Source organism: Flagellimonas alvinocaridis (assembly GCF_004916895.1).
In the GTDB taxonomy this organism is placed as follows: Bacteria; Bacteroidota; Bacteroidia; order Flavobacteriales; family Flavobacteriaceae; genus Flagellimonas; species Flagellimonas alvinocaridis.
This window is the reverse complement of the sequence record NZ_SNTZ01000001.1, coordinates 854,936-880,057: the sequence shown is the minus strand read 5'-3', so window position 1 is coordinate 880,057 and position 25,122 is coordinate 854,936. Positions and strand designations below refer to the sequence as shown.

Here is a 25,122-nt window from a genome sequence, read left to right as displayed (position 1 = left end):
ACAACTTGGTTATGTTCAAATATAAAAAAGATTTTAAAATAACTACTAATTAGCAGTTACTCATTAATAGCACACTTGATTTCTTTACTTTATGGACAAATCCAAAGAGATTAAGAAGCTTGCCAAGCGTATCAAATCCTTACGACTTCAAAAAGGATATTCAAGCTATGAAAGTTTTGCCTACGACAATGGCATTCATCGTGCCCAATATGGTCGTTATGAAACGGGTACGGATATGCAATACACCAGCCTTCTTAAAATTGCCCAAGCTTTTGACATGACCCTAGAGGAATTTTTCAGTGAGGGTTTTGATTAAAATGCACTTTAAATCCGCAAAGCATGACACGCACTGAATCCCTGGCAAATCGGTTACAGGAAGTTCTTTTAAACGGACGTTGGATTGCCAACACCAACTACAAACATCAACTGGAGGATATTACTTGGGAGCAGGCCATAAAAAAAGTGGGGTCACTGAACACTATTGCAGCCCTTACCTATCATGTAAACTATTATTTGGCTGGAATCTTGAACGTGTTCCGTGGTGGGGAGTTGGAAATCCGTGACCGATACAGCTTTGATTTGCCCCCAATTTGTTCAAAAGAAGATTGGGACAATCTGGTAGATGAGTTTTTGACGAACTCCGAAGCATTTGTTCTTGAAGTCTCCAAACTACCGGACCACAAACTGGACATGCCTTTTGTTGACGAAAAATATGGTACCTACCTCCGAAATTTAGAAGGGGTTATTGAACATTGCTATTACCATCTTGGTCAGATTTCCTTCCTTAAGAAGTTGATTTTTGCCTAACTTAGTATCTTACAATCAAAAAATTACGCTCAACATGAAACCTGCTCTATTCGCCTTCTTCTTGTGTTTTTCAGTAGCATTGTCTGCCCAGACCAAGACGTTTAAACTATCCCATTATGTGCTTCCTGAGTTTGCTCCGGGCACCGTGCTCATGAAGAATGGGGAACAGAACAAAGCATTGCTCAATTACAATTCGCTTTCGGAAGAGATGGTCTTTCAAGACGGTGAGGGCAAAAAAGCCATTGTTGATGCCCAGTTGGAAAGAATAGACACCGTTTACATCAAGAACCGCAAGTTTTTTAGGATGGATGGCACCTTTTATGAATTGTTGCACAAATCTTCCGTAGAACTTTATGCGGAATACCAATGTACTGCCCAAAACCCTGGCAAGCCTACGGCATTTGGACAGACTTCCCAGACCTCATCCAATGAATCCTACACTTGGCTGGAGTTGGGAGGTAGGGTCTATGACTTGGAATTACCCTCGGACTATAAGATAAAGACCCACATTACCTATTGGTTAAAAAAGGACGGGAAACTGGAAAAGGCCAAAAACCTGAACCAGCTGAAAAAATTGTACAGCGCCAAAAAAGATGAGACCAAAACATACTTAAAGAAGCATGATCTGGAGTTCGACAACCCTGAGCAAGTGGCCCAAATGGTACAGTTTCTGGAAAGTGCACCTTAATGCGGACTTCACAATTTCTTGGGAACACCGAAAATGGCTGGGTAAATATGTATCTTGGTCAACACACACATCCCTTATGAGGAACCTTGCCTTATTTTTTTTAACACTGTTGATTTTTTCCTGTGACAAAAAGGCACAGAAGGAAGTCAGCTCCGTAAATCCAATAAATTGGAACAACCGTACTGTAGTGCTATCTCCAAAAGATTCTTTGGCAAACGGTAGTAGTTATCTTTCGGTCTACTCGCAGATTTACAGCGAAACGGAACACCGAACCCATAACCTTACGGGAACCATCAGCATGCGTAACACCAACTTGAAGGATTCCATTTTCATCCGAAAAGCAGAGTATTTTGATACCCATGGAAATTCCATAAGGACTTATTTTGATAAGCCCATTTTTATAAAACCCATGGAGACCGTGGAAATCGTTATAGACGAGAAGGACCAATCCGGGGGTACCGGCGCCAACTTTTTATTCCACTGGAGCATAAAACCCACATCCCATGAACCCTATTTTGAGGGCGTAATGATTTCTACATCTGGGCAACAGGGCCTTTCCTTTACCACCAAAGGTATCCGGGTTGAATAAAGATTACTGGATTTTCTGCAACCAATAGCGCATATCAACTTCCTTGGAAATAATGTCTTTCACTTCGGAAAGTTTTACCCGCTTCTGTTCCATAGTGTCCCTATGGCGAATGGTCACAGTATCGTCTTCCAAAGTTTGATGGTCCACAGTGACACAGAATGGTGTCCCCGCAGCATCTTGACGACGGTAACGACGCCCTACGGCGTCTTTTTCGTCATAATCCACATTGAAGTCCCACTTTAGGTCATCGACCAATTTTTGGGCTACCTCGGGCAGTCCATCCCGTTTGAGCAATGGCAAAACAGCTACTTTATTGGGGGCCAATACCGCTGGAATCTTCAAAACGGTTCTGGTAGAGCCATTTTCAAGCTCTTCCTCCTGCAGTGAGTTGGAGAATACGGCCAAGAACATACGGTCCAAGCCGATGGAGGTTTCCAGCACATAGGGCACATAGCTCTTGTTCTCTTCCGGGTCGAAATATTGTAGTTTCTTGCCTGAATATTTTTCGTGGTTGCCCAAGTCAAAATCGGTTCTGGAGTGGATTCCTTCCAATTCCTTGAACCCGAATGGGAACTTGAATTCGATATCGGCGGCCGCATCGGCGTAGTGGGCCAATTTCTCATGGTCATGGAAACGGTAGTTATCGGCTCCCATTCCCAAGGAAAGGTGCCACTTCATTCGTTTTTCTTTCCAAGCCTCGTACCACTCCTTTTGGGTTCCCGGCTTAATGAAGTATTGCATTTCCATCTGTTCAAACTCCCGCATACGGAAAATGAACTGGCGGGCCACGATCTCGTTACGGAAGGCTTTACCCGTTTGGGCAATCCCAAACGGAATCTTCATCCTTCCGGTTTTTTGTACGTTCAAAAAGTTGACAAAAATCCCTTGTGCGGTCTCGGGACGAAGGTATAGGTCCATGGCACTATCTGCCGAAGCACCCAACTTGGTGCCGAACATGAGGTTAAACTGCTTTACATCCGTCCAGTTTTTTGAACCCGAAAGCGGACAAACAATCTCCAACTCCTCAATAAGGGCCTTAACATCGGCCAAATCCTCGTTCTCCAAAGATTTTGCCATTCGTTTTAGGATTTCATCGGCCTTGGCCTGATAATCCACTACACGTTGGTTGGTGGACAAGAACTGCTCCTTGTCAAAACTATCCCCAAAACGTTTGGCAGCCTTGGCGACTTCCTTATCTATTTTGGCTTCTATCTTGGCGACATGATCTTCGATCAAAACATCGGCCCGATATCTTTTTTTGGAATCCTTGTTATCGATCAACGGGTCGTTAAAGGCATCCACGTGGCCGGAAGCCTTCCATGTGGTGGGGTGCATAAATATGGCGGCATCTATGCCCACAATATTCTCATTGAGCTGCACCATGGCTTTCCACCAATATTCGCGAATGTTTTTCTTCAACTCTGCTCCATTCTGTCCATAATCATAAACAGCACTGAGTCCGTCATATATCTCACTGGATTGAAATACATAGCCGTATTCCTTTGCGTGGGAGATAACCTTCTTAAAAATGTCTTCCTGATTTGCCATTGGGCAAAAATAGAATTTTACCCAAAAAGAAGTGTGTTATTTCAACTGAAATTCTGTGGAAGCGAGCAATCTTTCGTCCTCAAAAACATTAAGGGTGTAAATTCCTTCGGCCAAGGAGCCTTCGGGTACGGTAATGGCATCACAAATACTGATTTCCTTGCCCGTATAAACAATCTCCACTTTTTTGCTGTAGATGTTACCACTGACCGATATGGTATTGGCATTGTCTTCTATCACGGCCATGTTGGGATCCAAAAACTGTAGGTATACCACTTTTACATCGCCACGTTCGTTGGGGTCGCTCAAAATGGTAACACATCCCCTTAATTTTTCAATAGTGGAGGCCTTGTTGGTCTTTATGGGTCTTCCGGCTCGCAATCGGAACCCACTACCCTCGGCATCCTGCAATTTTAAATAGCTTTTAATACGCAATTCCCTGGTAAGCTCCCTGTTGGTTTCCCTGAGAAGCGATTCAGTCTGCTCCATGGAGCTGGCCCTTCCCCTTAAATCTTCCAACTGCTTTCGGGTTTCTTCGTATCTACTGGCCAAAAGGCTGTTGTTATACCTAAGAAAGTTGTTTTTTAGTTTAAGGCTGTCAAACCTGACTTCCAATTTGCGAAGCTCTTTTCGGGTTTCCTTGAGTTTGGTAATGCTGAAATTCAACCTTCCCACAGAATCCAAGAGTTGCTGCACCCTGAACCTTGAAGTTTGAAGTTCAATATCGTTCACTTCGTTAAGTCCCGAAAGTCTGTCCACTTCGGCCTTCATCAGAGTAAGGTCCTTCACCAAAAGTGATTTTTCCTGCTCCAAGAACGACATTTGGTTCCTAGATTGGGCGTAACTATAGTAGAAAGCAATAAGAATACCCACAATGACCGCAACTAGCGCAGCAAAGATGATCTTGTAGTTGAAATTATTATCTTGGGGGTTCATGGGTTGACAGACTACTCTAACGCGTAATAAGATTTGATACCAAAAAGGTTGGCTAAGATAATAAACGAGATTAACAACATACTATTGCCAAGGGTATGTTTTGGATGTAATGCCCAATTATTCAGAGGAGAAAGCATTTTGTGTGCCGTTTGTCGACATGAGATGCCACTCACCGATCATAACTTCTTGGAAGAAAACACGGTGGACCGTATTTTTTATGGTCGAATTGCCATAAAAAAGTCAGCTTCCTTCGTTTTTTTCTCCAAAAACGGAATTGTAAAAAATCTTTTACACTCCTTAAAATACAAAAATCAAGAGGAAATAGGAGGTTTTTTTGGTGATTGGTGCAGCTCGCATTTAAAGCAGGATAAAAACCTGGGTAATATTGATGTTGTTATTCCAGTTCCTCTCCATCCCAAGAAACTAAAAAAAAGAGGGTATAACCAAGTGGCGCTCTTTGCACAAAAAATAGCCGAGGCCATTGATGCCGAATATAGGGATGATGTACTTCTTAAAACCTTAAACACAAAAACCCAGACGAAGAAAGATAGACAGTTGCGTTGGGAAAACTCCAAAGAGGCTTTTGAAATAAATCCTTTGGCCAAACTGGGCTTGGGGCAAGTATTACTCGTTGATGATGTGATAACCACAGGTGCCACCATAGAATCATGTGCCAAAGTACTACTAAAAACAGAGCCCAATGATATTTTCGTACTAAGCATAGCAGTGGTCCCTTAGGGTTAAATTTTATTAATGCCTACCGTCAATTTTTAAATTAGTTGTTTCTTTGTCCCACATGGTTTTTTGCATGGTATACGTAAGAAAATTGTTGGGTTTATTATTTTTTGTCCTCATGGGCCTCGCATTATGGCAATGTGCCAGAAGGGGCACACCTACAGGCGGACCCAAAGATGTTGCCCCACCAAAGCTCGTACGCATGGAACCAGAAAATTTTACCATTAATTTCAAGGCCGAAAAATTTCGACTTTATTTTGATGAACTTATAAAGCTTGAGGATGTGCAAAACCAGCTTGTGGTTTCCCCTCCTTTAAAAAACGCCCCAGAAATTACCCCGCAAGGCGGTCCCCGTAAATACATTGAGGTCATCATAAAGGACACCTTACGTGAAAATACCACGTACACCTTCAATTTTGGGCAGAGCATTGTAGATAATAATGAAGGAAACCCCAACAGTTTTCTTACCTATGTGTTCTCTACCGGGACCTATATAGATTCTTTAACACTCTCTGGGGCCGTAAAGGACGCTTTCAACAAAAAAGCGGATCAGTTCATCAGCGTTATGTTGTATGAAATGGACAGCACCTATACAGATTCCACCATTTACAGAAATCCCCCCAATTATATTGCCAGTACCGGGGATAGCCTGCCTCTTTTTCAACTAAATAACCTTAGGGCAGGGAAATATGCCCTCGTCGCCCTAAAAGATGTAAATAAAAACCATCTATTTAACCAAAAACAGGACAAAATTGGGTTTTTGGAAGATACCATAACCATCCCAACAGATTCCACCTACTTGCTTAACTTGTTCTTGGAGGAACCTGACTATAGCGTTTCCGTGCCCAGTTATGTGGCCAAAAACCGCATTATTTTTGGCTATCAAGGAGATGGGGAGGATATCCAAATCGAAACGTTGACCCAATTGCCAGATTCAGTACAAACCAAAATACTGAAAGATCGTGAAAAGGATACCTTAAACTATTGGATTACCCCAACCGATATAGATTCCATCATTTTTACCATTGCCAATACCAAACTGGAGTTGATAGACACCTTTACCGTAAAAACCAGAAAATTGGCCTTGGATTCCCTTACTCTATCTTCTGGTGTTAGGGGGAAATTTAATTTTGAAGATACGTTCAGCTTACTGGCAAACACGCCCATTGTTGCCGTGGATACCTCAAAAATTGGGCTGGTGGTAAGCGATTCCCTGTTGGCTCCCTACAGTTATGTTTTGGATACTGTGGAAAACAAAATCGATTTTGATTTTGACATTGAACCCAACCAACGATACCGTTTTTCTCTACTTCCCGGGGCAGTTTCTGATTTCTTTGGAATACAGAACGATTCTCTGGACTATGTCATTTCAACCAGTGGCTATGCTGATTATGGCAACCTTAGGATGACTCTTGGAGGCGCTGTTAAATACCCGCTGATACTGCAATTAACCAATGAGAAGGGTGAACTGCAACGTGAAATTATTGCTCCTGAATCCAAAATATTTGAGTTCAGCAACCTAGAGCCTGGCAATTATGTGGTTCGTGTTATTTTTGATGACAATGGGAACGGGAAATGGGACACCGGCAGTTATCTTAAGAAACTCCAACCCGAACGTATCAGCTATTACCCCGATGTGATTGAGGTTAGGGCCAATTGGGAATTGGAGCAGAATTTTATTATTTCAGAGTAAAGTCATCCCTGTCCGCTAAAAATTTAAGCTTTTCCCTTGTGGATTGTATATGCGCTTTATCCAAAGTAGTATAAATGATTTCCTCTTTTTCTGAATATGCAATAGGGTTTCCCAACGTATCATAAACCGCAGAATGTCCTGGGTATTCGTGCCCGAGATTATCATGTCCAATCCTGTTCACCCCAATAGTGTAGGCCATGTTCTCTATGGCTCTGGCTTTTAGCAGGGTGTTCCATGCTTCAATTCGAGGTTTCGGCCAATTGGCCACATACATCAAAACATCATAATTTTCGGCATTCCTAGACCAAACAGGGAAGCGTAGATCATAGCATATTAACGGATAAAAACTAAATCCTCTGAAATATTCAATTATTTTTTTTTCGCCTTTCTCATAAACTTTATCCTCTCCCGCAAGGGTAAAAGTGTGTCTTTTATCATAGGTTGAAAGACCTCCATCAGGTTGGACAAACCACAACCGATTGAAAAACTTGTCGTCTTCTTGAAATACCATACTGCCCACTATTGCCGCATCCTTCTTTTTTGCCTGACCTTGCATCCACTCCACTGTTTTGATGCCTTCCGAAGCATCCAAATGCTCTGGATTCATGGTAAATCCAGAAGTAAACATCTCAGGCAGCACAATTACATCCACCTCATTGGAAATGGAATCTATTTTTTCCTCGAACATAGTTCGGTTCTCTTGTGGTGCCTCCCAATACAAATGGGATTGGATCAATGCAATGTTAAGATGTTGTGGCATTAGGTCTGTTTTTAATCAAAATACACTTTGGATTCCGCGGACTTTGCATTTTTAAACATTGCGTGTATCTGCTCTTCCAAAATCCGTTCTTCTGAAAGTTCTGGAAGATTATCCAAAGGAAAAAAGCCAGCGTCCAGCATGTCAAACCCCGCTTGGAGTTCTCCTCCTGTCATTTGGCACAGAAAAATCAATTTGTACACATAAAGGGGAGCCGGCGGGTGTGGGTGTTCCCGCTTGTCATAAACGGCCAGTAGACTTATTGCCTCAACCTCAATCCCGGTTTCCTCTTTTACTTCCTTTATTGCCGTTTCTGATGGTGTACTTCCAATATCCGCCCAACCTCCGGGAATGGTCCATTTCCCATCAATACTCTCCCTAGCCATCAAAATTTCATCCTTTTCATTTAGCACAAAAGCGCGCACATCCACTTTGGGGGTCGGGTAATCTTCTTGGGGCATAAAAAAATCCTCCAAGGCTTTCATGGGCACATTTCCCAACTGACCCATCAATTGTAGGCTTATGGCCTTTAATTCTTCATACCTCTCTTGATCATAGGGATCTTGGGCATATATCAATCCCGTTTCCGAAATTGCCTTTATCCGCTTAACCAGATTGAGCTGCTCTTTGATATTCATTTTAATCCCTTTGTTTTTGAAATAGCTCAACCAAAGATTGAATCCCTTGCTCTTTGGCATGATCCAAGGCCGTATTTCCCCTGGCATCTTTCACAGTAATATCAGCGCCGTGCTCCACAAGTAGCTCTGCTATCTCTTGCCTGTTGAAGGTAACGGCATAAATAAGGCAGGTGGCTCCCATGGCATTTTTTTGGTTGACATTGGCCCCAGCATTGATCAATTGTTTGGCGATATCCACATATCCTTTGAAACATACTCCCATCAAGGCTGTATTGCCCGAACCGTCTTTGGCATCTACCTGAGCGCCTTTTTCCAATAAAAACTTTGCCAAATCCCCATGACCATAATAGGTGGCGAGCAATAATGGGGTAGAGCCTCTTTGGTCTTTTATTTCCAATAATTTGGGGCTGGACATAAGAAGTTGCGCAACGGCTTCAGTATTTCCACTTCTAATCTGGTTAAAAAAAGATTCCACTTGATCCATACGTGAATGAAATTTATAAAAAAACTGCCACAACCGTGATAGGTCATGGCAGCTTTGAAAATTAATCTTCTTTTTCTTACTAATTTTTGTTACGCCAGGTCAAAGCGATCTAAATTCATCACTTTGGTCCATGCTGCCACAAAATCTTTTACAAATTTGACTTTCCCATCTTCAGAAGCATAGACTTCAGCCAATGCTCGCAAGATGGAATTGGAGCCAAACACCAAGTCTACGCGAGTGCCGCTCCATTTAAAATCGCCGGTCTTCCGGTCAAGACCTTCATATAGTGATTTCTCTTCATTGGCTGCCTTCCATTCGGTGGACATATCGAGTAAGTTTACAAAGAAGTCGTTGCTCAACACACCTATATTATCGGTAAGCACCCCATGCCTTGAGCCATCAAAGTTGGCGCCCAACACACGCAAACCGCCTACAAGGGCAGTCATTTCAGGTGTAGTGAGCGTAAGTAATTGGGCCTTATCCACCAGCAAATGTTCTGCAGGAACTTTTACTCCTTTTACCACATAGTTTCTGAATCCATCATAAGGCGTGTTCAAATAGTCCACAGAATCAACTTCAGTTTGGTCTTGACGGGCATCATTTCGCCCCGGGGCAAAGGGTACCTCAGTGGCAACACCGGCATCTTTAGCTGCTTTTTCGACGGCGGCACTACCGGCCAATACAATCATATCGGCCAAGGAAATTTTCTTCCCACCACCAGCATTACTGTTGAAATCATCTTTGATGCCTTCCAGTACTTTTATGGTTTTATAGGTGCCTTTATTTACTTCCCAGCTTTTCATGGGCTCCAAGTTGATACGGGCACCGTTGGCACCACCACGCTTATCCCCACCACGGAAAGTAGCGGCAGATGACCATGCTGTATACACCAAATCAGAAACGGAAACCCCGGAATCCAATACTTTAACTTTCAAAGCTTTTATGTCAGAAGCATCCACCAAGGTATAATCCACTGCTGGAATGGGGTCTTGCCAAATCAACTCTTCTTTCGGCACTTCTGGACCTAGATATCTGGAAACAGGTCCCATATCACGGTGTGTCAATTTGAACCAAGCTCGGGCATACGCTTCGGCGAAGGCCTGTGGATCGTTGTAGAATTTACGGGATATTTTTTCGTAAACGGGATCAAAACGCAAGGATAGATCGGTTGTCAACATGGTTGGCTTTCTGTTAGGCCCGCCAAAAGGGTCTGGAATAATGGCCTCTGCATTTGAAGCTACCCATTGGTGTGCTCCCGCTGGAGATTTGGTCAATTCCCATTCATATTCAAACAAGAACTTAAAGAAGTCATTGCTCCATTGTACAGGGGTAGAGGTCCAAATTACTTCCAATCCAGAAGTAAAGGCATCCGGGCCTTTTCCTGAACCATTTTTATTCTCCCAGCCAAAGCCTTGCGTTGCCAAATCTGCTGCTTCTGGATCTGCATCCATTTCAACTTTTGCGCCATCGCCATTACCGTGTGTTTTACCAATGGTGTGTCCTCCTGCAATCAATGCAACAGTTTCCTCATCGTTCATCGCCATACGCTCAAAGGTATCTCGGATATCATGCGCTGCGGCTACTGGGTCAGGGTTACCATCCGGACCTTCCGGGTTTACGTAGATCAATCCCATTTGCACTGCTGCCAACGGATTCTCAAGATCTCGCTCTTCTTTATTATGTGAGTATCGGCTATTGGGCGTATCACTCGTAGCCAACCATTCGGTTTCGTTACCCCAATATACATCTTGGTCTGGTTCCCAAACATCTTCACGACCACCTGCAAAACCAAAGGTGCGGAAGCCCGTTGATTCCAAGGCAACGTTTCCGGCCAAAATCATAAGATCTGCCCAAGATATCTTCTGACCATATTTTTGTTTGATGGGCCACAACAAGCGACGAGCCTTATCCAAACTCACATTATCTGGCCAAGAATTTAGAGGTGCAAAACGTTGTTGCCCTCTTCCACCACCTCCACGGCCATCTTGTACACGATAAGTTCCTGCGCTGTGCCAAGCCATCCGGATGAACAATCCGGCATAACTGCCAAAATCGGCAGGCCACCAATCCTGTGAATCGGTCATTACATCCAAAAGATCCTTCTTCAGTGCTGAATAATCCAGTTTTTTGAATTCTTCGGCATAGTTAAAAACTTCTCCAAGCGGATTTGATTTTTCCGAATGCTGGCTCAACAGTTCCAACTTAAGTCGATTGGGCCACCAATCTTCATTTTGTGTACCTCCACCGGCAACTTCACTCAAAAAAGGGCACTGACTTGAATCTGCCCCGTTTGCCATTTCTTTACTCATGATAGTATGTTGTTTAAGTTATTTTTTATCCTTTATAAATTTACGAAAATGACCTCCATCGATATAGATAATTGATATTAAAATACTATTAAAACATAAACATTATCTATTTATAGCCATTCTGATCTTGCCGCTTCTTTTTACAGAAATAACCCCTTGATTTGGCATATTCACCCCCTTTAAGGGGTGTTATCATACCTTATCTTTATACTATGGCAGCTTTTGTGCTCCATAGCCACATACCATAAAAACATCATGACAACACCTTTAACCCTATAGATTATGAAAAAGTTGATTTTACCTTTTGCAGCATTGATACTTTTTAGTTTTAGTGCTGATACCACAAAGCTCAATGAGCAAGATCGTGAGTGGATGTTGAAGCATCTTACCGAGACCCGTAACCACATGACCCAGGTTTTGGAAGGTCTAACCAATTCCCAACTAAATTTTAAACCTGATGAAAACTCCTGGTCCATTGCCGAATGTGTTGAACACTTGGCCGTTACTGAAAATGGCTTTGGGGGATTGATCCAAAAAACAGTTGGAGCTGGCCCAAATCCAGTCCTTAAGGATTCGCTGGTATTTAAGGATGAGGACATAATGGCCAATATCAGTGATCGGAGCAATAAGGTAAAAACATCGGAAGCCTTTGAACCTAGTGGACAGTTTGAGTCTTTTGAAAATACCCTACAGGCCTTTTTGGAAAAAAGGAACGCCCATATTGAATATGTAAAAACCACCGAGGACGATCTTAGAAACCGGTATAGCGAGGATCTTCCGTTTGGCCCTGTGGATGGGGTACAATTGATCATCTTTGCCGCTGGCCACACCGAACGCCACGTATTGCAAATGGAGGAAGTTATGGCACACACCAAGTTTCCAAAATAGGGAAAAACAATAGGTTTTCCTTAACACTAATTGGCAAACCCTTTCCAAAATGGAGAGGGTTTGTTTTTTAACTTTGAGGAAACACTACAAAATGAACACTATGAAGACTTTAAAATCTATTGTACTGGTCGCTTTTTTAATGATTGGCACCAGTTTACTTGCACAGAATAATAAGGACCAGAAAATCATGGCCGATGCCAAGAAGGCAAAAACCGCCCTTTTGGAAGCTGCCCCAAATCTTGACGGCTTTTTTGACAATTCGGCGGGTTATGTGATATTTCCCAATGTGGGAAAAGGGGGCTTTATCATTGGTGGGGCTTCCGGTAATGGAGTGGTCTATGAAAATGGCAATCCTATCGGAATGGCTGACCTTAAAAAGTTAAACATAGGTCTACAAGCAGGTGGACAGGCCATAATTGAGGTTATCTTTTTTGAGACGGACACAGATTTGGACCGTTTTAAGGAAGGGAAATTTCAATTTGCGGCAGAAACCTCAGCGGTGGCCCTAAAATCGGGAATTGCCTTCAACGCCAAATACAAAGATGGCGTGGCCGTATTTGCCCTCCCCAAAGCTGGTCTTATGGCCGATGCCTCGGTAGGTGGACAAAAATTTGGCTATAAGCCATTTTAAGTGCTTTTGCCATAAAACTCAAAGCCCCTTAAAGGGGCTGACTTTTAATATATTATTACGGATTAATTCCCAATGTCGTCATTAGTAATTGTGAAAATAATTTTACCAACTATATTATTCCCTGTTGGCTCAATCTTTTCAAACACCCATGAATCATAATTAAAAGGATTATTTTCTCCCATACCATAATTCCCTGATGGCTCTAATATCCATTCTTTAACCATTATATCTCCAAGATATATTTCAATCCTTTTTATATTACTTCTGGATAAATCATCAATGTAATTTTTAACTGGGTTATCTCCTCCATTAAAATATAGATCTTGGTATAATCCGCTTCTTTCATCACCAGATGGCAATAAAAAGCTTTTCACAACTATCATTTCAGAAACATCTAACATTTTAATCGTAATTGTCTCATTAGAAGAGTTTAGATATTTTTCCAAATAGTGTTTTTCAGGTGGGTCTATTTCTGTCAAAACGCACCCAAAACAAATTAATAAACTAAGGCCAATCAGAATAATTGGAAAATGCGGTATAAATCTTTTCATTCGTTAATTAGTTAAAAGATCTATAACCCAACATCATCATTTGAAATAGAAAATATGATTTCTCCATGTTTAATATAATCACCATCCCTTATAGGTTGATCATATTTAACAATGCTCCAAGAGTCATAATTATAGGGGTTATTAATGCCAATCCCCAAATAATCTGGAGGACCCAACCATTCTTTTTTCATTTCGTTTCCAACAAACAATTCAAATTTTCCATAATCATTTAGGTTATCATAAAAAACGTCTACATTTCTCTCAACGATCAGCTTCAAATTACTTTCCCTTACTCCATCTGAAGAAACAGATGATGAAAAGTTGGCAACCCTTTTCGTATCAGCTTTTAGTATAAGTGTATCCGACTTTTCGTTTGTTGACCCAATGCTGTGATATACAATACTCACTTCAACATTAGATGTGTTTTCGAAAACTCTCTGATAGAAATCTACATAGAATGATTCCTGAGGGTCACAACCCAGCAAACTAAGGCCAATCAGAATAATTGGAAAATGCGATATCAATCTTTTCATCACTATTAAACAATTAAAAAAACAGCCTCTAAAATGGCTGTACCAAGCATACATTAGTCACATGGGCCATCACACTCCGTGGCAATGTTGTAATCCTCTTCGGTGAATACAAAATCCTCATCAAAATCATCCGAATGAATACAATAATCAATAGGGTTCCTTTGGTTTTGGTTGCATTCCGCTTTGAAGATGGTCATTCTCTCATTCGCGTAAATGATTATCAGTGAGTCATACAAGCTACTCCCGGCCAGAAAAACCTTGAAATCATACCCACTAGGTGGCAATCCGTCCTTGAACATTTTTTCCAGTTTCTCATCGATAGCCAGACTAGTGATTTCGGGTGTTACTTCTGGAAAATCAGATCTGTAGCTTTTGATCACCATAGATCTGCCACTTTTGTTTTCCATGGAATAGTGATAGACATCCACCTCGCCAAAATTTTCGCCACATGCATAAAGCAAAAGGGCCAATAGTAAACTTATATTTTTCATCTTTTTAGATTTAATCCTTCCAATTGTTAAAAAGTTCATCCAAGTATTTTTCAGTCGCATTGTTGTATCTGTTCTTAATATTGTCCCGCCATTGGTTCCAGGACTTGGCCCCCACTAAGGCTCTTTCCAGTTGTTTTATGGAATATCCTTGAACTCTGTCAATAGGATAAAGTGAACCATAAATACTTCTCTGGTTGACATTATCAATCATGTCATAGCCAGCTGAGGTATAATAAGGTTTGTCCAAGGTCCTTTGAAATTGCAGGTTTATTTCGCTATCATAATTATAGTTTGGTCTATTGAAATAGCTTCTATATCTATATAGTACGAAGGCAATCTCTACAGTCGAGGCCCATGTCTCCAACAGTCGGCGCCGGTTCTTGCCCGTTGGCCCAGGATTTGAGCAACCGTTGAAAGAAGTACAGGGCCCTGACCAAGCGTTCCAAACCACAGTGTTATATGCATTTTTATCCACTTCCCTATGCGCTGCATGGGCGAGCTCGTGGACAACGGTCCCATAAACCTTGTCTGAACCAGAGCCCCATTCCATTAAGGAAATATCATTTCCAAACCAAATCCTTCGGGCCTTAACATAAGATGATCTATTATTCTTCAGTTGGGCAGCAATCTTCAATTGTCTTTTAAAAAAGCTGTTGCGGGGTGGGGAAGTTAGGCCAAACCTGCTCCCATAGTAGTAGTCCATGGCACCTTGATGGATCAAAGCATAGTACTGCTGTCTATCATTTACCACCTTGCTTGATGACCTTCCCAAATTTACGTTCCAATCACCTCGCTTCTTTGGTCCATTTAGCATAGCTTGTCCATAAGTCCCTGACCGTATACTGAACTCATATCTATCCCATTTGATACTGTAATTGGCTTTTCTTCTAAACCTTCCATTACAGGTATACTTTCCTTTTCTATTTGTAAATCCTCTGTAGGTGGTAAACCATCTACGTGCCCGAACCTTTACCCCGGAAACCCCTACATAATCATTTACCACATGATCATATACCCTTATGGTTCCCGAAGGCCTCCACCTGCTTTTTGAAGCCAATGGGTTCTCAATTTCCTCATCATCCAAATTACCTGTCAATCGCAGCGATTCATCAACAAGTTGATAGATTACCTGTTTAGAAGCAAAATTTGTCTTCATTCCACCTTCTAAATCAACCTCTTCATCAGGTATAAAAAGTTCTTCCAAAAGTTCATATTCAATATCTTTTGGAAGGGAATAGCCAAAACGAACAGAAGCGTATTGATATGTAGGTTGATCAATGGATACTTCAGGGTCATGATAAAAATCCCCAGATTCATCAATTTCAAAATCCAATGGGGTATTATAGAGTGTCAAAGTAGAATCTGCCTTAAGTATTGAAAGCTCCTCTTCCGTTTTAGGTTTGAACTTTACATACCAATGTGTCGTCTCGATTTCTCCTTCTTTTGAAACCTTGGATTTTTCTTCCAAGATTTGCCAAGCCTTCCTCATATTCTTTACGGAATAGGGGTTTTCCAGTTTTTTGCCCAGCTTAATCATCCTAAGCGTGTCCGGTTGCTCCTTGGCAATGGGTTGGGGGTCATTGGTCTGTACAACTTCCTTTTCACAGGAAGCCAATACAAGCAATAAAATGGCCATTTTAACAATAGCCCAATACATTTTTCTTTGGTCCATAATAAGAAGATTTAAATGGTATTGGGGCATGCGGCTCTATCTTGGATAAGGTACTATAATAGGATGTGCACATCGTGTCCCAATTGATGGGTGACCCATTTGGATTGGTTGATACCCCTTCTCAATTGATGTGTAGAAAATTCTGTGTATGATTGTAAGTCAATCCCTTGTCCCAGGTGTAAAATCCTCTGGGGCGTTTTGGGGTAAATCGGTGGTTCCTGAATTTCCGGTATCATTAAAAATGGTCCACTCACCAAAGGTGTAACTGGGATTCCCTTCCAAAATGTCCAGGTTACGCAAAGCCCTACCATCCTCAAACTCATGATTAGTACCCGAACCGTCCTCACCAATTACGCCAAAAACATCTATGACCGTTCCAAAGGGGTCTACCAACTCCAAATTGTCATCACCGTTGGAATCTGCCGGACTATTGGTGGAAACCCCTAGGTCGGGAGTAAATACATACACCAACTCAAACTCCGCGGCGTTTGGCGATATGACCAAAGTACCTCCTGCACCAATGACCAGCCCAGACAAATCTATAGTTGAACTTACTTCGGTATTGTCGTTGGTATAGCGACGTAGGGTCCACAGATTTAAATCCAAGGGTTCCGATGCGGAATTATAGAGTTCCACAAAGCGTGCTCCAGCGTTGTTGTCCGGGTCTGCCAATTCTGAAATAAAGATTTGGGTTGATGTGAATTCCGTGATAATCTCTGGACAACGCTCTTGGGTAAAATTAATATCCTCCAAATCCCGGATGACCAACTGCAACTGTTTTCCATCTTTCACAAGAATGCCTGTAATGGAACCTTTGCCTTCGGGCAAGATTTCTGCCTGAAAATCGGCATACCCACTATTGAGCAATGTAAGTTCATTTTCAGCACAATCCTTCAAAGTCCGTATGGTCTCTTCTTCCGGAAGCGCAAAAGACTGTCCCAATTCTTCTTCCAAAAATTCAACCTCTTCCAATTGGACCAAGGTGTTCACGGTAGCATTTTCAATCTCGGAGATGATAATTTTTGTAGGCTGTATCTCGGTCAAACCATCACATGAAAGAAAAACATGCTCCATCACTTTCAAACCGGGCAATCTCCCTACAGAAACATTTCCGAAAGAGGTAAACGTGCCCCCCAATTTTAAGGTCTCCCCACTTTTTCCCAAGTAGAGCCCCTTCAACTTTACCATGACTTTTGTTCCTTTATGAAAAAATAAATGGGATTCCCTAAAATCCATCTCAATGACAAGCCCGTGAACGGGATTTACCGGAGCATCTTGTATACGTAGGACCCCAAAAAAGTTTCCTGATTTATCCGATGAGATCACATACCCCTCCAACACCAAATCTTCTTGGATTTGCACAGCTCCATCTCCCAATAACCCTTCAAGTTCGGAAAAGTTGATATTTGCCTTGAGCTCTGAATTACATACTGTTTTTAGTTGGTTAAATTCTGTGTTCTTTACGCAGGCCACAACCATAATCAATAGCAATAGCCCACTTATCTTGTTTGAATTTTTCATGTTTTTTGATTTAAAAGCTTATGGCAAGATTTAAAAAATAAGTTCTCCCGTAGCTGTACCAATATTTGGGTCCAAAGGATGGGGCGCCGCTTAGATTATCTTGCTGCAATTGGCCAAAATTGCCATTTCGGCTTTGTTCGTATCCCCCGGTTCTGAAAACACCATCAAAAAGATTACTGACACTGGCAAACAAACTGATGTATTTTTTGTTGACCAGCCAAGATTTTCCACCAATGAGGTTGAGCAAATAGATGTCTTCCAATTTTTTTTGCCTTAAAATTTTGGCCACATTTTCATCGGTGGCATCTGGAAAACGTTCCCCGGTTTCTGGGTCCAACAAAAAACTGGAGGTACGGGAAATGGTAGAGATGTTGATATAGTTATGGGTAAGGTAGTTGGCCGTTGCCCCAAACCACCAATAGTTGGGATTGCGGTACTCCACGCCCAAGGCAAGGGCCGTTTGTGGACCTTGGGCCAGTTTTAGACCCTTTACCTTGGCAATACCCAAATCTATGTCCCCTTCCGGGTCGATAAGGTCCTCATCGGCGCCTGCGGTATCAAAATTGATTTGCACCGAAGGGTCACTGGCATACACATAATCCCCCAGATTCCCAACCAAAGTCAGCTTTACACTGGAGGAGGCCTCATATTCCAAGCCCAGTTCCAGCCCTTTGTGCAATCTATCCAAGCCCGTAATGACTTCTTGAACAAAATCCGAACCAAGCCCCGAGTCCACAAAAAAGAAGTTAATGTCCGTAGTATTCATGAACCTTGTATAAAAGGCTGTCAAACGCCCAGTCAAGTTGGGTAACCGTACAAAATAGCTTACATCTGTCGTGGTGATGGTCTCTTTTTGAATCTCGGGAACGACTTCATTGTTCTCCCTTGGGTTTATAAAAATGTTCTGAAGTGTTGGCGACCGTTCCACCTTTGCCGCATTGGCCGTAAACCAATGGCGTCCCGAAAGAAAATAGGTGAGCCCACCCTTAAATGACATATTGGAGAAGCTGACTTTTGGACTTTCCCCGATTGAGTTTTCCAAAAAACGTTCATTGACAAACAAACCATTTCGCTGGGCTTTATATCCTGAAATGGATGCAGAGACAAAACCGCTCCACTTTTTCAGTGTGGTGGAAAGCTGGCCAAAGGCTTCAAATTGTGATGTATCCAAGGTGTAGTTGTAATTGAATTTATCGCCTGTTGTCTTCTCCAGTTTTCCATTGGCATCATTCAAGGTATTGGAGAAGGAATCCATGTCTTCATGAAATTCCGCCCCCAACAAATCTTGAATTTCAGCATAGTTCTCTGAGGAAAGTGTTTTAAAGTTCCCTCCAAAACCCAGGTTTATGTTTTCACTGATGTTGTATTCCATATTGGTTGCCATGGTTGTCTGGGTGTCATCGGCAACGTCGTTATAAAGCACATAAGCCGCCCTGCCTTGATTATTCGCATTTGTATTTGCTGTGTACAGCTGCTCCCATGAAAGTTGTGGGTGCTTCAGAAAACCTTCGCGGGCCAAATTGGCATTTATAAAATCGGCACCAATGGAACTGTTGATAAAATAGCTGGGCAAATACCTGTAGTAGGTAGGATCTGGATTGGGTGCATTAAAGTACCCTAAACGGCTTCTGGTATTAGTTCCAAATTGATGGGCTACGCCCACGTTCCAACTAAATTTTTCTCTTTGGAGTTTGTAATTCAACAAGAAAATAGGTTCAAAAATTTCACGTCCCCGGGAATTTCGTAGTTCTCCATCCTGATTTCCCCAATAGGGGTTGTATTGGTTTCCTTTTAGTTCAAATACCTCTTCGGTAAGTGCCGCGGAACGTCCTCTTCGGTTACGGGCCAAAATTGCGGTCAGGGACAGGCTGCTTTTTGAATTGGGCAGGTATTCCAATGCTCCAAAAAAGGAATAGGCATCGTACAATGTTCCCTCTACATATCCTTCTTTGGCCCACCTGCGCGAAGCTGAAAATGAATAGGCCCATCCTTTTTGGGAGGGTCCGGAATTGTAGGTTGCCATTAGCCTTCCCCTATAAGTTCTATTGGATGCGGAACTGGACAAGCGAATACCGGGCCGCATCCCCGAAGGACGGACATTGATTTGGGTATTCCCCAAAATGCCCCCAAAACCATAGGAATTTATGTCTAGCGCATGATCATACTCTTGATTCCGTACTACATCATTGAGTCCACCCCAATTGTTCCATTGAGGCCTACCGTCAAAGAATTTGTTCATGGGAATGCCATTGATCAAGACCGTACCATTACGGGAATCGTAGCCCCGCACCTTAAAAAAAGCCTGTCCAAAATCAAAAGCGGCCCGGTTTAAAAAAACATCCTTGGTAGATTGCAACAGGCCCAGAGCCCCGGATACGGCTTCCCCGTCATCCAAAAGGTCTCCTTCAGTGAGAGTAATTAAATTGTCCGATCTTTCCTGAAAAATGTCCTTCTCCAAAAAAACAGGTCCAAGGTCTATGGGTTTGCCTTCAAAGTATAGGGAAAACCTTTTTGGAACAAAATCAGGTGCCGAAATCTTTAAAACGTATTCGCCGACTTGGTGAACTTGAACATCGAAATTTCCGTTGGCATCGGTAAAAAAATTACGTGACGTATTTTCAATGGTAATGGTAGCATTGGGCACGGGTAAATTTCTTCCCATTTCTTGCACGCTACCCAAAATGACTGTTCCCTGTTGCCCAAAATGAACATTTGTACAACAGAACACAGCCAAGAGCAAAGCTGTTCTCATAGCTATTGGTAGGTTAATTAAACAAAATTTGGGCTATGCTTCGTTCAGCTTTGTAAGGCAATTACACAATTTTACCTATTTTAACGGCAAAATCAAAACATAATGCGATTATTAATATGCCTACTTGTATTAATATCGACCTCACTCCACGGACAAAAGTCCAGCACATACACCATAAGAACCATTGCATTCTATAATGTTGAAAATCTTTTTGATACCGTCAATGATTCGCTCACATTTGATGATGACCGTACCCCCGAAGGAAGTTATCACTGGACCGAAGAGCGGTACAATGTAAAGGTGTCCCAAATTTCCAAAGTGCTATCCAAGATTGGGGAGGAAACATCAAAAACCTCACCCGACGTCATTGGTCTGTGCGAAGTAGAGAACAGGAAAGTAGTCGAAGACCTTGTCCAACACCCCAACCTTTTGGAGAAAGATTATGGTATTGTACATTTTGACTCGCCAGATGGCCGCGGGATTGATGTTGCCTTACTCTTTAAAAAGGAGTCTTTTCTGCCAACATCCTTTAAAAGCCACAGGCTTTTGCTATTTGATGATATGGGAGAACGGGTTTACACCCGGGACCAACTGGTGGTTGGCGGCACAATGGATCAGGAAGAGGTCTATTTTATTGTTAACCATTGGCCTTCGCGAAGAGGTGGAACCGCAGCCAGTAGTCCGAAAAGGGTCAGGGCAGCTTTGCTGAACAAACGCATCATAGATTCAATCAGAACCATCAATTGGATGGCTAAGGTCATTTCCATGGGGGATTTAAACGATGACCCAACTGATAAAAGCTTGACAAAAATCTTGAAGACCAAGGGAAAACCCCAACAGTTGGACAGCTTAGACCTATTCAACCCGATGGAAAAATTGTATCGGAAAGGCATTGGCTCGCTGGCCTATAGGGACAAATGGAACCTTTTTGACCAGTTCTTTATGACCTCAAACCTTATCAATGCTGATAAAACGGAATTGACTTTTTGGAAGGCCGGTATTTATTCCCCTTCTTTTTTACGAACCCAAAAGGGTAAATACAAAGGCTATCCTATACGGACCTATTCCGGGGGGAGCTATACCGGTGGTTACAGTGATCATTTTCCGTCCTATATTTTTCTGATAAAACAGTCTAATCCCCAGTAAATCAAAGTCTCATGAATCTAGATGTATCCGAAAACAGGGAAGAACATATTTCAGGCACGGCCGATATTGCCCGAATCATGCAAAAGATATTGTGGCGGCAGAACAGGCTTCATCGAAAAAAAGAATATTTCTGGACCATAGGTCTGAACACAGGTAATGATATTGAATATATTGAACTGGTGACCATTGGCACGAGTAACCGAAATATTATAAAACCCGTGGAGGTCCTAAGCTTACCCGTGTCCAAAAAATGCACAAAAATCATACTTTGCCACAACCACCCTTCCGGAAAATTGGAGCCCAGCGAAGCAGACCTTGAATTCACCGAAAAAATGAAACTTGCCGCAGCCCTCTTGGAAATTGAGGTGCTGGACCACATTATCATCACGGAGTTGAACTACGTGACCATTTGAGAAAAAGTATTCTTATTTAGAGAAAGAGTGAGATTCCCGCCTACACGGGAATGAACTAGTTAAACCACTGCCCCCAAGGAATGCGGCTTAAGATGAGCAAAAGTCCAATGCCATAAAAAATGGCAATGCTCTTGAACTTCTTTTCGCTTTCCATGAACTTTTTGTGACGGGACCAACCCATAGTAATCAGAACTATGGCTATAATGTTGGTAAAGGGGTGCTCCACAGCCAAGAGGCGTGCAGCTGAGTTTAGTCCTCCCATTCCCAAGGTCTGGATGGCCTTTAGGCCATTGCCCGAAATAAAATACAGTACAAGCCCCACCAACAACTGAATATGGCTCAAAATCAAGGCAAAAAGGCTTATACGGAGATCCTTGTGCATGGTAAAGTCTTTTTTGCCCAACCAGCCGGCTATGGCGTTGATTACAGCGATTACCAAAACGGCCAAAACCACGTAGGCCAAATAAGAATGTAGGTTTTTGATGATTTCCATAGGTATAGTTTGTGAGCTTAAAAATACGGAATTTATATATTAAAAAACCCTGCCAATGGGCAGGGTCTTCTATCTATTTTTCAGCTTTGATTAAAAATCGTAGCGAAGGGTAACGTTCCAGGTTCTTCCCAAACCAAAATAACCTTGGTTGGAAACGGCAATACCTTCATAGGTTTCGTCTCCTGCCTCGGCAAAGTTGGCAGTAGTCAATCTAGAAATGTACTCCTTGTCCAGAACGTTGTTCATGTTGGCCCTGATCTTCAAGTTTCTGGTTTTGTCTATACCTACAGGCAGGTTAAAGGTAACCCCTGCATCCAATAGGCTAAAGGATGGCAATTCCAAGTTTTCCTTGATAGCACCAACATCTGAATACAGATTGTCATAGTATCTGAAATCGGAATCCACGGAAATCATATCTGTAATTCTGTAAGCAAATCCAAGTCCACCAGAAAGCTGGGCGGCACCACCTACTTTTCCACCATCGATATCAACATTCTCTGTACTCAATACATTTCGGTCTTCATCAGTAACTTGGGTAACAGCCTCTCCTTTGTACTGCCAATCTCCAATAGAAGCAAACCCATTGAAAGAAAGTCCTCTGGCGGGTCTAACCTTAACATCCAACTCAACTCCAGTATGCAATTGCTCCGTACCAAAGTTAGAGGTATAGGTCACAACATCGTCCACAACATCGGAACTGGTAACAACGCGGTCTTTCCATGAAGTTCTGTACAAGTTGATATTTCCAGAGAATATAGAGCTGGAGTACCCATATCCCGCCTCAAGACCAAAGATTTTTTCATTTTCGGTCAATGGATTTACTTGGTTGGTAAAGTTCAAGTAAATGTTATCGTGGTATGGTTGACGGTTATAATATCCCGTGTTAAAGTAGAAACTATGCTCGGCAGTAGGGTTGTAGCTGAAACCAGCCTTGGCATTATACCCAAAGTTATTCACTTTCTCAGAGTCAACACCGTCGGTTATTCCAGCAGGTATAGGTTCGTCTGTTCCTTGTGAAGAAGTGCCATTGATCAAAGATTGATCTGCATATTGGTAAGGATCAAACCTTTGGTGATATTGGTTTGAAACGGATCCTTGGAAGAATGCCGAGAATTGGTCGGTAGCATATTCCAATTGGGTGAACAATCCACCATAAGAGATTCGCTCATCATTGCTGTAGGCAATTTTTTGGTCTTCAGGATAACTGTTAAAGGCTGCTGCCCATCCAGAAGGTCTAAAGGATTCAGTAGCAATTACTCTTTTATAAGTTCCAAAAGTGCCGTAGGTTTCATGATTATTGTTTTGATCTCTTAGGCGAATGTTTTCTTGCCAAGTGTTAAGTCCATGAAAATCGGATACTACCCTAAAGTGTTTTCCGTAATAGGTCCTTAGGTCAAAACCTACGTTCCAGCTAAGGTTGTCTGAAAGTTGCTTTTCAAAGTTTGAAATCAATCCATACCAGTTGTGCAAGTTCATGGAAGCACGGGTAACATAACCGCCACCAGCAGCAAAGTAACCTCCCGCTCCATTGGGCACGCTATTGTTAAAGGCATAGATGGCATCATAATCTATACGTCCTTCATCTGTTCTTATACGGCTACCACGGTCACCTGTACCTCCACCGTTACCCCAAGAGGCGTACAAAACGGTAGACAAACTAGAAGTGTCATCAATGGTCCAGTCCCAGTTTAGGTTGGCCACAGGTTTGTGATAAAAGTTTCTCCTTTCGGTCTTGTAAACACCGTTGTATAGACCCCAGTTGTTATTATAGTGCATACCATACTCCAAGTAATCTTCAATGGGCTTGGTGAAGTTTTGATCGTGGAACTGAGGGGCACCAGTAATCAAAAAGTTGAAGTTATGGTTTGTGTTTGGGCGATACCCTACAGAAATAAAATAAGTCTGTCCTTCACCAAACATTCCCTCATTGTAGCCATCTCCTTGCCAGTGGGAAAGCATAACGCTCAAACCCCATCCTTTATCGGAAATTCCAGTATTGTATCCTGCAGAAGTTTTGATGTAGTTGTTGTTAGCTACCGTGGCGTATCCAAATCCACCTGGATCCATTTCTGTGGCCTTGGTCACAAAGTTTACTGTACCCCCAACAGAGGAAATGGCCAATTTGGAAGAACCTAGACCCCTCTGAATCTGAACTCCAGAAGCAATATCGTTAAGACCAGACCAGTTTGACCAGTACATCAAACCATCTTCCATTCCGTTGATAGGCTGACCATTCAAAAGAAAGGCAGTGTTATCCTGATCAAAACCACGCACCCTCATATTGGTATCCCCAAAACCTCCGGCTTGGCCTGACACATATACAGAAGGTGTATTCACCAAGGTCATGGTAACGTCTTGGGTCCCTATTTTTTCTTGGATAATCTTTACGGGAATCGAAGAAACGGCGATTGGCGTTTTTCTGTCGGCAGCAAGGTCAATAATACCAGTACCTACAACTACAACTCCTTCCAATTCCTCAGCATCTGGTTGAAGAGTTATGGTTCCTACGCTACCCGCTGCACTAAATGCAATATTTTTGGTAACAAATCCAATATAGGAAACCACCAAGGTACCAGAGGCCTGGTTGACTTCCAAGGTAAAATTTCCATCAAAATCCGTAGAGGTACCTACAGAAGTTCCCCTTACCATAACGCTGGCTCCTGGAAGTGGGCCTCCAAGCTCACCATCCACTACGGTACCAGTAATAGTTCCTTGTGAAAATGCCATTGCGGAAACAAAAAGCGCCACAAAAGCGAAGTAGATTTTTCTCATTTTTCAGTGTTTTAGTGTTTAATTTGCCCTGCAAAAGTGATGTATTTTTAAAACATCATGATTAAGTCAAGGTTAAAT

24 protein-coding genes are annotated in these 25,122 nt (G+C 42.3%); 10 read left to right on the top strand and 14 right to left on the bottom strand.

Annotated features, from left to right (window positions below; translation table 11 throughout):
• The first annotated feature begins 91 nt into the window (after nt 1-91).
• From EZV76_RS03975 to EZV76_RS03960, 4 genes are all read left to right on the top strand, one after another.
• Nucleotides 92-316 (top strand): helix-turn-helix domain-containing protein, encoded by a 225-nt coding sequence (locus EZV76_RS03975; protein WP_116216429.1) that lies wholly within the window; start codon nt 92-94, stop codon nt 314-316.
• A gap of 23 nt (nt 317-339) precedes the next feature.
• Nucleotides 340-807, top strand: a complete 468-nt coding sequence (locus EZV76_RS03970; RefSeq protein ID WP_136565272.1) for a DinB family protein — start codon at nt 340-342, stop codon at nt 805-807.
• A gap of 34 nt (nt 808-841) precedes the next feature.
• Complete coding sequence (locus EZV76_RS03965; protein ID WP_136565271.1) at nt 842-1,495, top strand: hypothetical protein; 654 nt, start codon at nt 842-844, stop codon at nt 1,493-1,495.
• A gap of 76 nt (nt 1,496-1,571) precedes the next feature.
• Nucleotides 1,572-2,084, top strand: a complete 513-nt coding sequence (locus tag EZV76_RS03960) for a DUF3124 domain-containing protein (RefSeq protein ID WP_136565270.1) — start codon at nt 1,572-1,574, stop codon at nt 2,082-2,084.
• A 3-nt stretch (nt 2,085-2,087) separates the two neighbouring features.
• On the opposite strand, the gene EZV76_RS03955 is transcribed toward EZV76_RS03960, so the two are convergent.
• Nucleotides 2,088-3,632 carry a glycine--tRNA ligase gene (locus EZV76_RS03955; protein WP_136565269.1) on the bottom strand — a complete coding sequence of 515 codons (1,545 nt, stop codon included), beginning with the start codon at nt 3,630-3,632 and terminating at the stop codon, nt 2,088-2,090.
• 36 nt (nt 3,633-3,668) lie between these two features.
• Nucleotides 3,669-4,565 (bottom strand): DUF8428 domain-containing protein, encoded by an 897-nt coding sequence (locus EZV76_RS03950; RefSeq protein WP_136565268.1) that lies wholly within the window; start codon nt 4,563-4,565, stop codon nt 3,669-3,671.
• A 162-nt stretch (nt 4,566-4,727) separates the two neighbouring features.
• Here EZV76_RS03950 and EZV76_RS03945 point away from each other — a divergent pair, with 162 nt between their 5' ends.
• Together EZV76_RS03945 and EZV76_RS03940 are read left to right on the top strand one after the other, a co-directional pair.
• Nucleotides 4,728-5,303 carry a ComF family protein gene (locus EZV76_RS03945; RefSeq protein ID WP_236640851.1) on the top strand — a complete coding sequence of 192 codons (576 nt, stop codon included), beginning with the start codon at nt 4,728-4,730 and terminating at the stop codon, nt 5,301-5,303.
• Nucleotides 5,304-5,361: 58 nt separating this feature from the next.
• Nucleotides 5,362-6,993 carry an Ig-like domain-containing protein gene (locus tag EZV76_RS03940; RefSeq protein ID WP_313790945.1) on the top strand — a complete coding sequence of 544 codons (1,632 nt, stop codon included), beginning with the start codon at nt 5,362-5,364 and terminating at the stop codon, nt 6,991-6,993.
• On the opposite strand, the gene EZV76_RS03935 is transcribed toward EZV76_RS03940, so the two are convergent.
• The 4 genes from EZV76_RS03935 to katG form a co-directional block, all read right to left on the bottom strand.
• On the bottom strand, nt 6,980-7,753 hold the full coding sequence (locus tag EZV76_RS03935; RefSeq protein WP_136565265.1) for a nitrilase family protein: 774 nt from the start codon (nt 7,751-7,753) through the stop codon (nt 6,980-6,982). The genes EZV76_RS03940 and EZV76_RS03935 overlap by 14 nt on opposite strands.
• 11 nt (nt 7,754-7,764) lie before the next feature.
• Nucleotides 7,765-8,388: an NUDIX hydrolase gene (locus tag EZV76_RS03930; protein WP_136565264.1), complete on the bottom strand. Its 624-nt coding sequence runs from the start codon at nt 8,386-8,388 to the stop codon at nt 7,765-7,767.
• A gap of 1 nt (nt 8,389) precedes the next feature.
• Nucleotides 8,390-8,872: an ankyrin repeat domain-containing protein gene (locus tag EZV76_RS03925; protein WP_136565263.1), complete on the bottom strand. Its 483-nt coding sequence runs from the start codon at nt 8,870-8,872 to the stop codon at nt 8,390-8,392.
• A gap of 89 nt (nt 8,873-8,961) precedes the next feature.
• A complete protein-coding gene (katG, locus tag EZV76_RS03920) occupies nt 8,962-11,181 on the bottom strand; it encodes a catalase/peroxidase HPI (protein WP_439107445.1) in 2,220 nt (739 codons plus the stop codon).
• Between the two features lie 282 nt (nt 11,182-11,463).
• Between katG and EZV76_RS03915 the strand changes: the two genes are divergently transcribed.
• On the top strand, nt 11,464-12,069 hold the full coding sequence (locus EZV76_RS03915) for a DinB family protein (protein WP_136565262.1): 606 nt from the start codon (nt 11,464-11,466) through the stop codon (nt 12,067-12,069).
• A gap of 100 nt (nt 12,070-12,169) precedes the next feature.
• Entirely contained in the window at nt 12,170-12,700 is a 531-nt protein-coding gene (locus EZV76_RS03910) for a lipid-binding SYLF domain-containing protein (RefSeq protein WP_136565261.1), read from the top strand.
• A 62-nt stretch (nt 12,701-12,762) separates the two neighbouring features.
• Here the strand turns inward: EZV76_RS03910 and EZV76_RS03905 are convergent, their stop codons facing one another.
• From EZV76_RS03905 to EZV76_RS03880, 6 genes are all read right to left on the bottom strand, one after another.
• Nucleotides 12,763-13,251: a hypothetical protein gene (locus tag EZV76_RS03905; protein ID WP_136565260.1), complete on the bottom strand. Its 489-nt coding sequence runs from the start codon at nt 13,249-13,251 to the stop codon at nt 12,763-12,765.
• Between the two features lie 20 nt (nt 13,252-13,271).
• On the bottom strand, nt 13,272-13,784 hold the full coding sequence (locus EZV76_RS03900; protein WP_136565259.1) for a hypothetical protein: 513 nt from the start codon (nt 13,782-13,784) through the stop codon (nt 13,272-13,274).
• A 53-nt stretch (nt 13,785-13,837) separates the two neighbouring features.
• Complete coding sequence (locus tag EZV76_RS03895) at nt 13,838-14,275, bottom strand: hypothetical protein (RefSeq protein WP_136565258.1); 438 nt, start codon at nt 14,273-14,275, stop codon at nt 13,838-13,840.
• 10 nt (nt 14,276-14,285) lie between these two features.
• Nucleotides 14,286-15,947, bottom strand: a complete 1,662-nt coding sequence (locus tag EZV76_RS03890; RefSeq protein ID WP_136565257.1) for a hypothetical protein — start codon at nt 15,945-15,947, stop codon at nt 14,286-14,288.
• Between the two features lie 159 nt (nt 15,948-16,106).
• The gene (locus EZV76_RS03885; protein ID WP_136565256.1) at nt 16,107-17,468 is read right to left on the bottom strand and encodes a DUF5689 domain-containing protein; all 1,362 of its coding nucleotides are present in this window, start codon (nt 17,466-17,468) and stop codon (nt 16,107-16,109) included.
• A 10-nt stretch (nt 17,469-17,478) separates the two neighbouring features.
• Nucleotides 17,479-20,220 (bottom strand): TonB-dependent receptor, encoded by a 2,742-nt coding sequence (locus tag EZV76_RS03880; protein WP_136565255.1) that lies wholly within the window; start codon nt 20,218-20,220, stop codon nt 17,479-17,481.
• A 102-nt stretch (nt 20,221-20,322) separates the two neighbouring features.
• On the opposite strand from EZV76_RS03880, the gene EZV76_RS03875 reads away from it, so the two are divergent.
• A complete protein-coding gene (locus tag EZV76_RS03875; protein ID WP_136565254.1) occupies nt 20,323-21,366 on the top strand; it encodes an endonuclease/exonuclease/phosphatase family protein in 1,044 nt (347 codons plus the stop codon).
• Between the two features lie 11 nt (nt 21,367-21,377).
• Entirely contained in the window at nt 21,378-21,779 is a 402-nt protein-coding gene (locus EZV76_RS03870; protein ID WP_136565253.1) for a JAB domain-containing protein, read from the top strand.
• A gap of 55 nt (nt 21,780-21,834) precedes the next feature.
• On the opposite strand, the gene EZV76_RS03865 is transcribed toward EZV76_RS03870, so the two are convergent.
• The gene (locus EZV76_RS03865) at nt 21,835-22,272 is read right to left on the bottom strand and encodes a hypothetical protein (protein WP_136565252.1); all 438 of its coding nucleotides are present in this window, start codon (nt 22,270-22,272) and stop codon (nt 21,835-21,837) included.
• A 90-nt stretch (nt 22,273-22,362) separates the two neighbouring features.
• On the bottom strand, nt 22,363-25,044 hold the full coding sequence (locus EZV76_RS03860; protein WP_136565251.1) for a TonB-dependent receptor: 2,682 nt from the start codon (nt 25,042-25,044) through the stop codon (nt 22,363-22,365).
• Between the last annotated feature and the right edge of the window lie 78 nt (nt 25,045-25,122).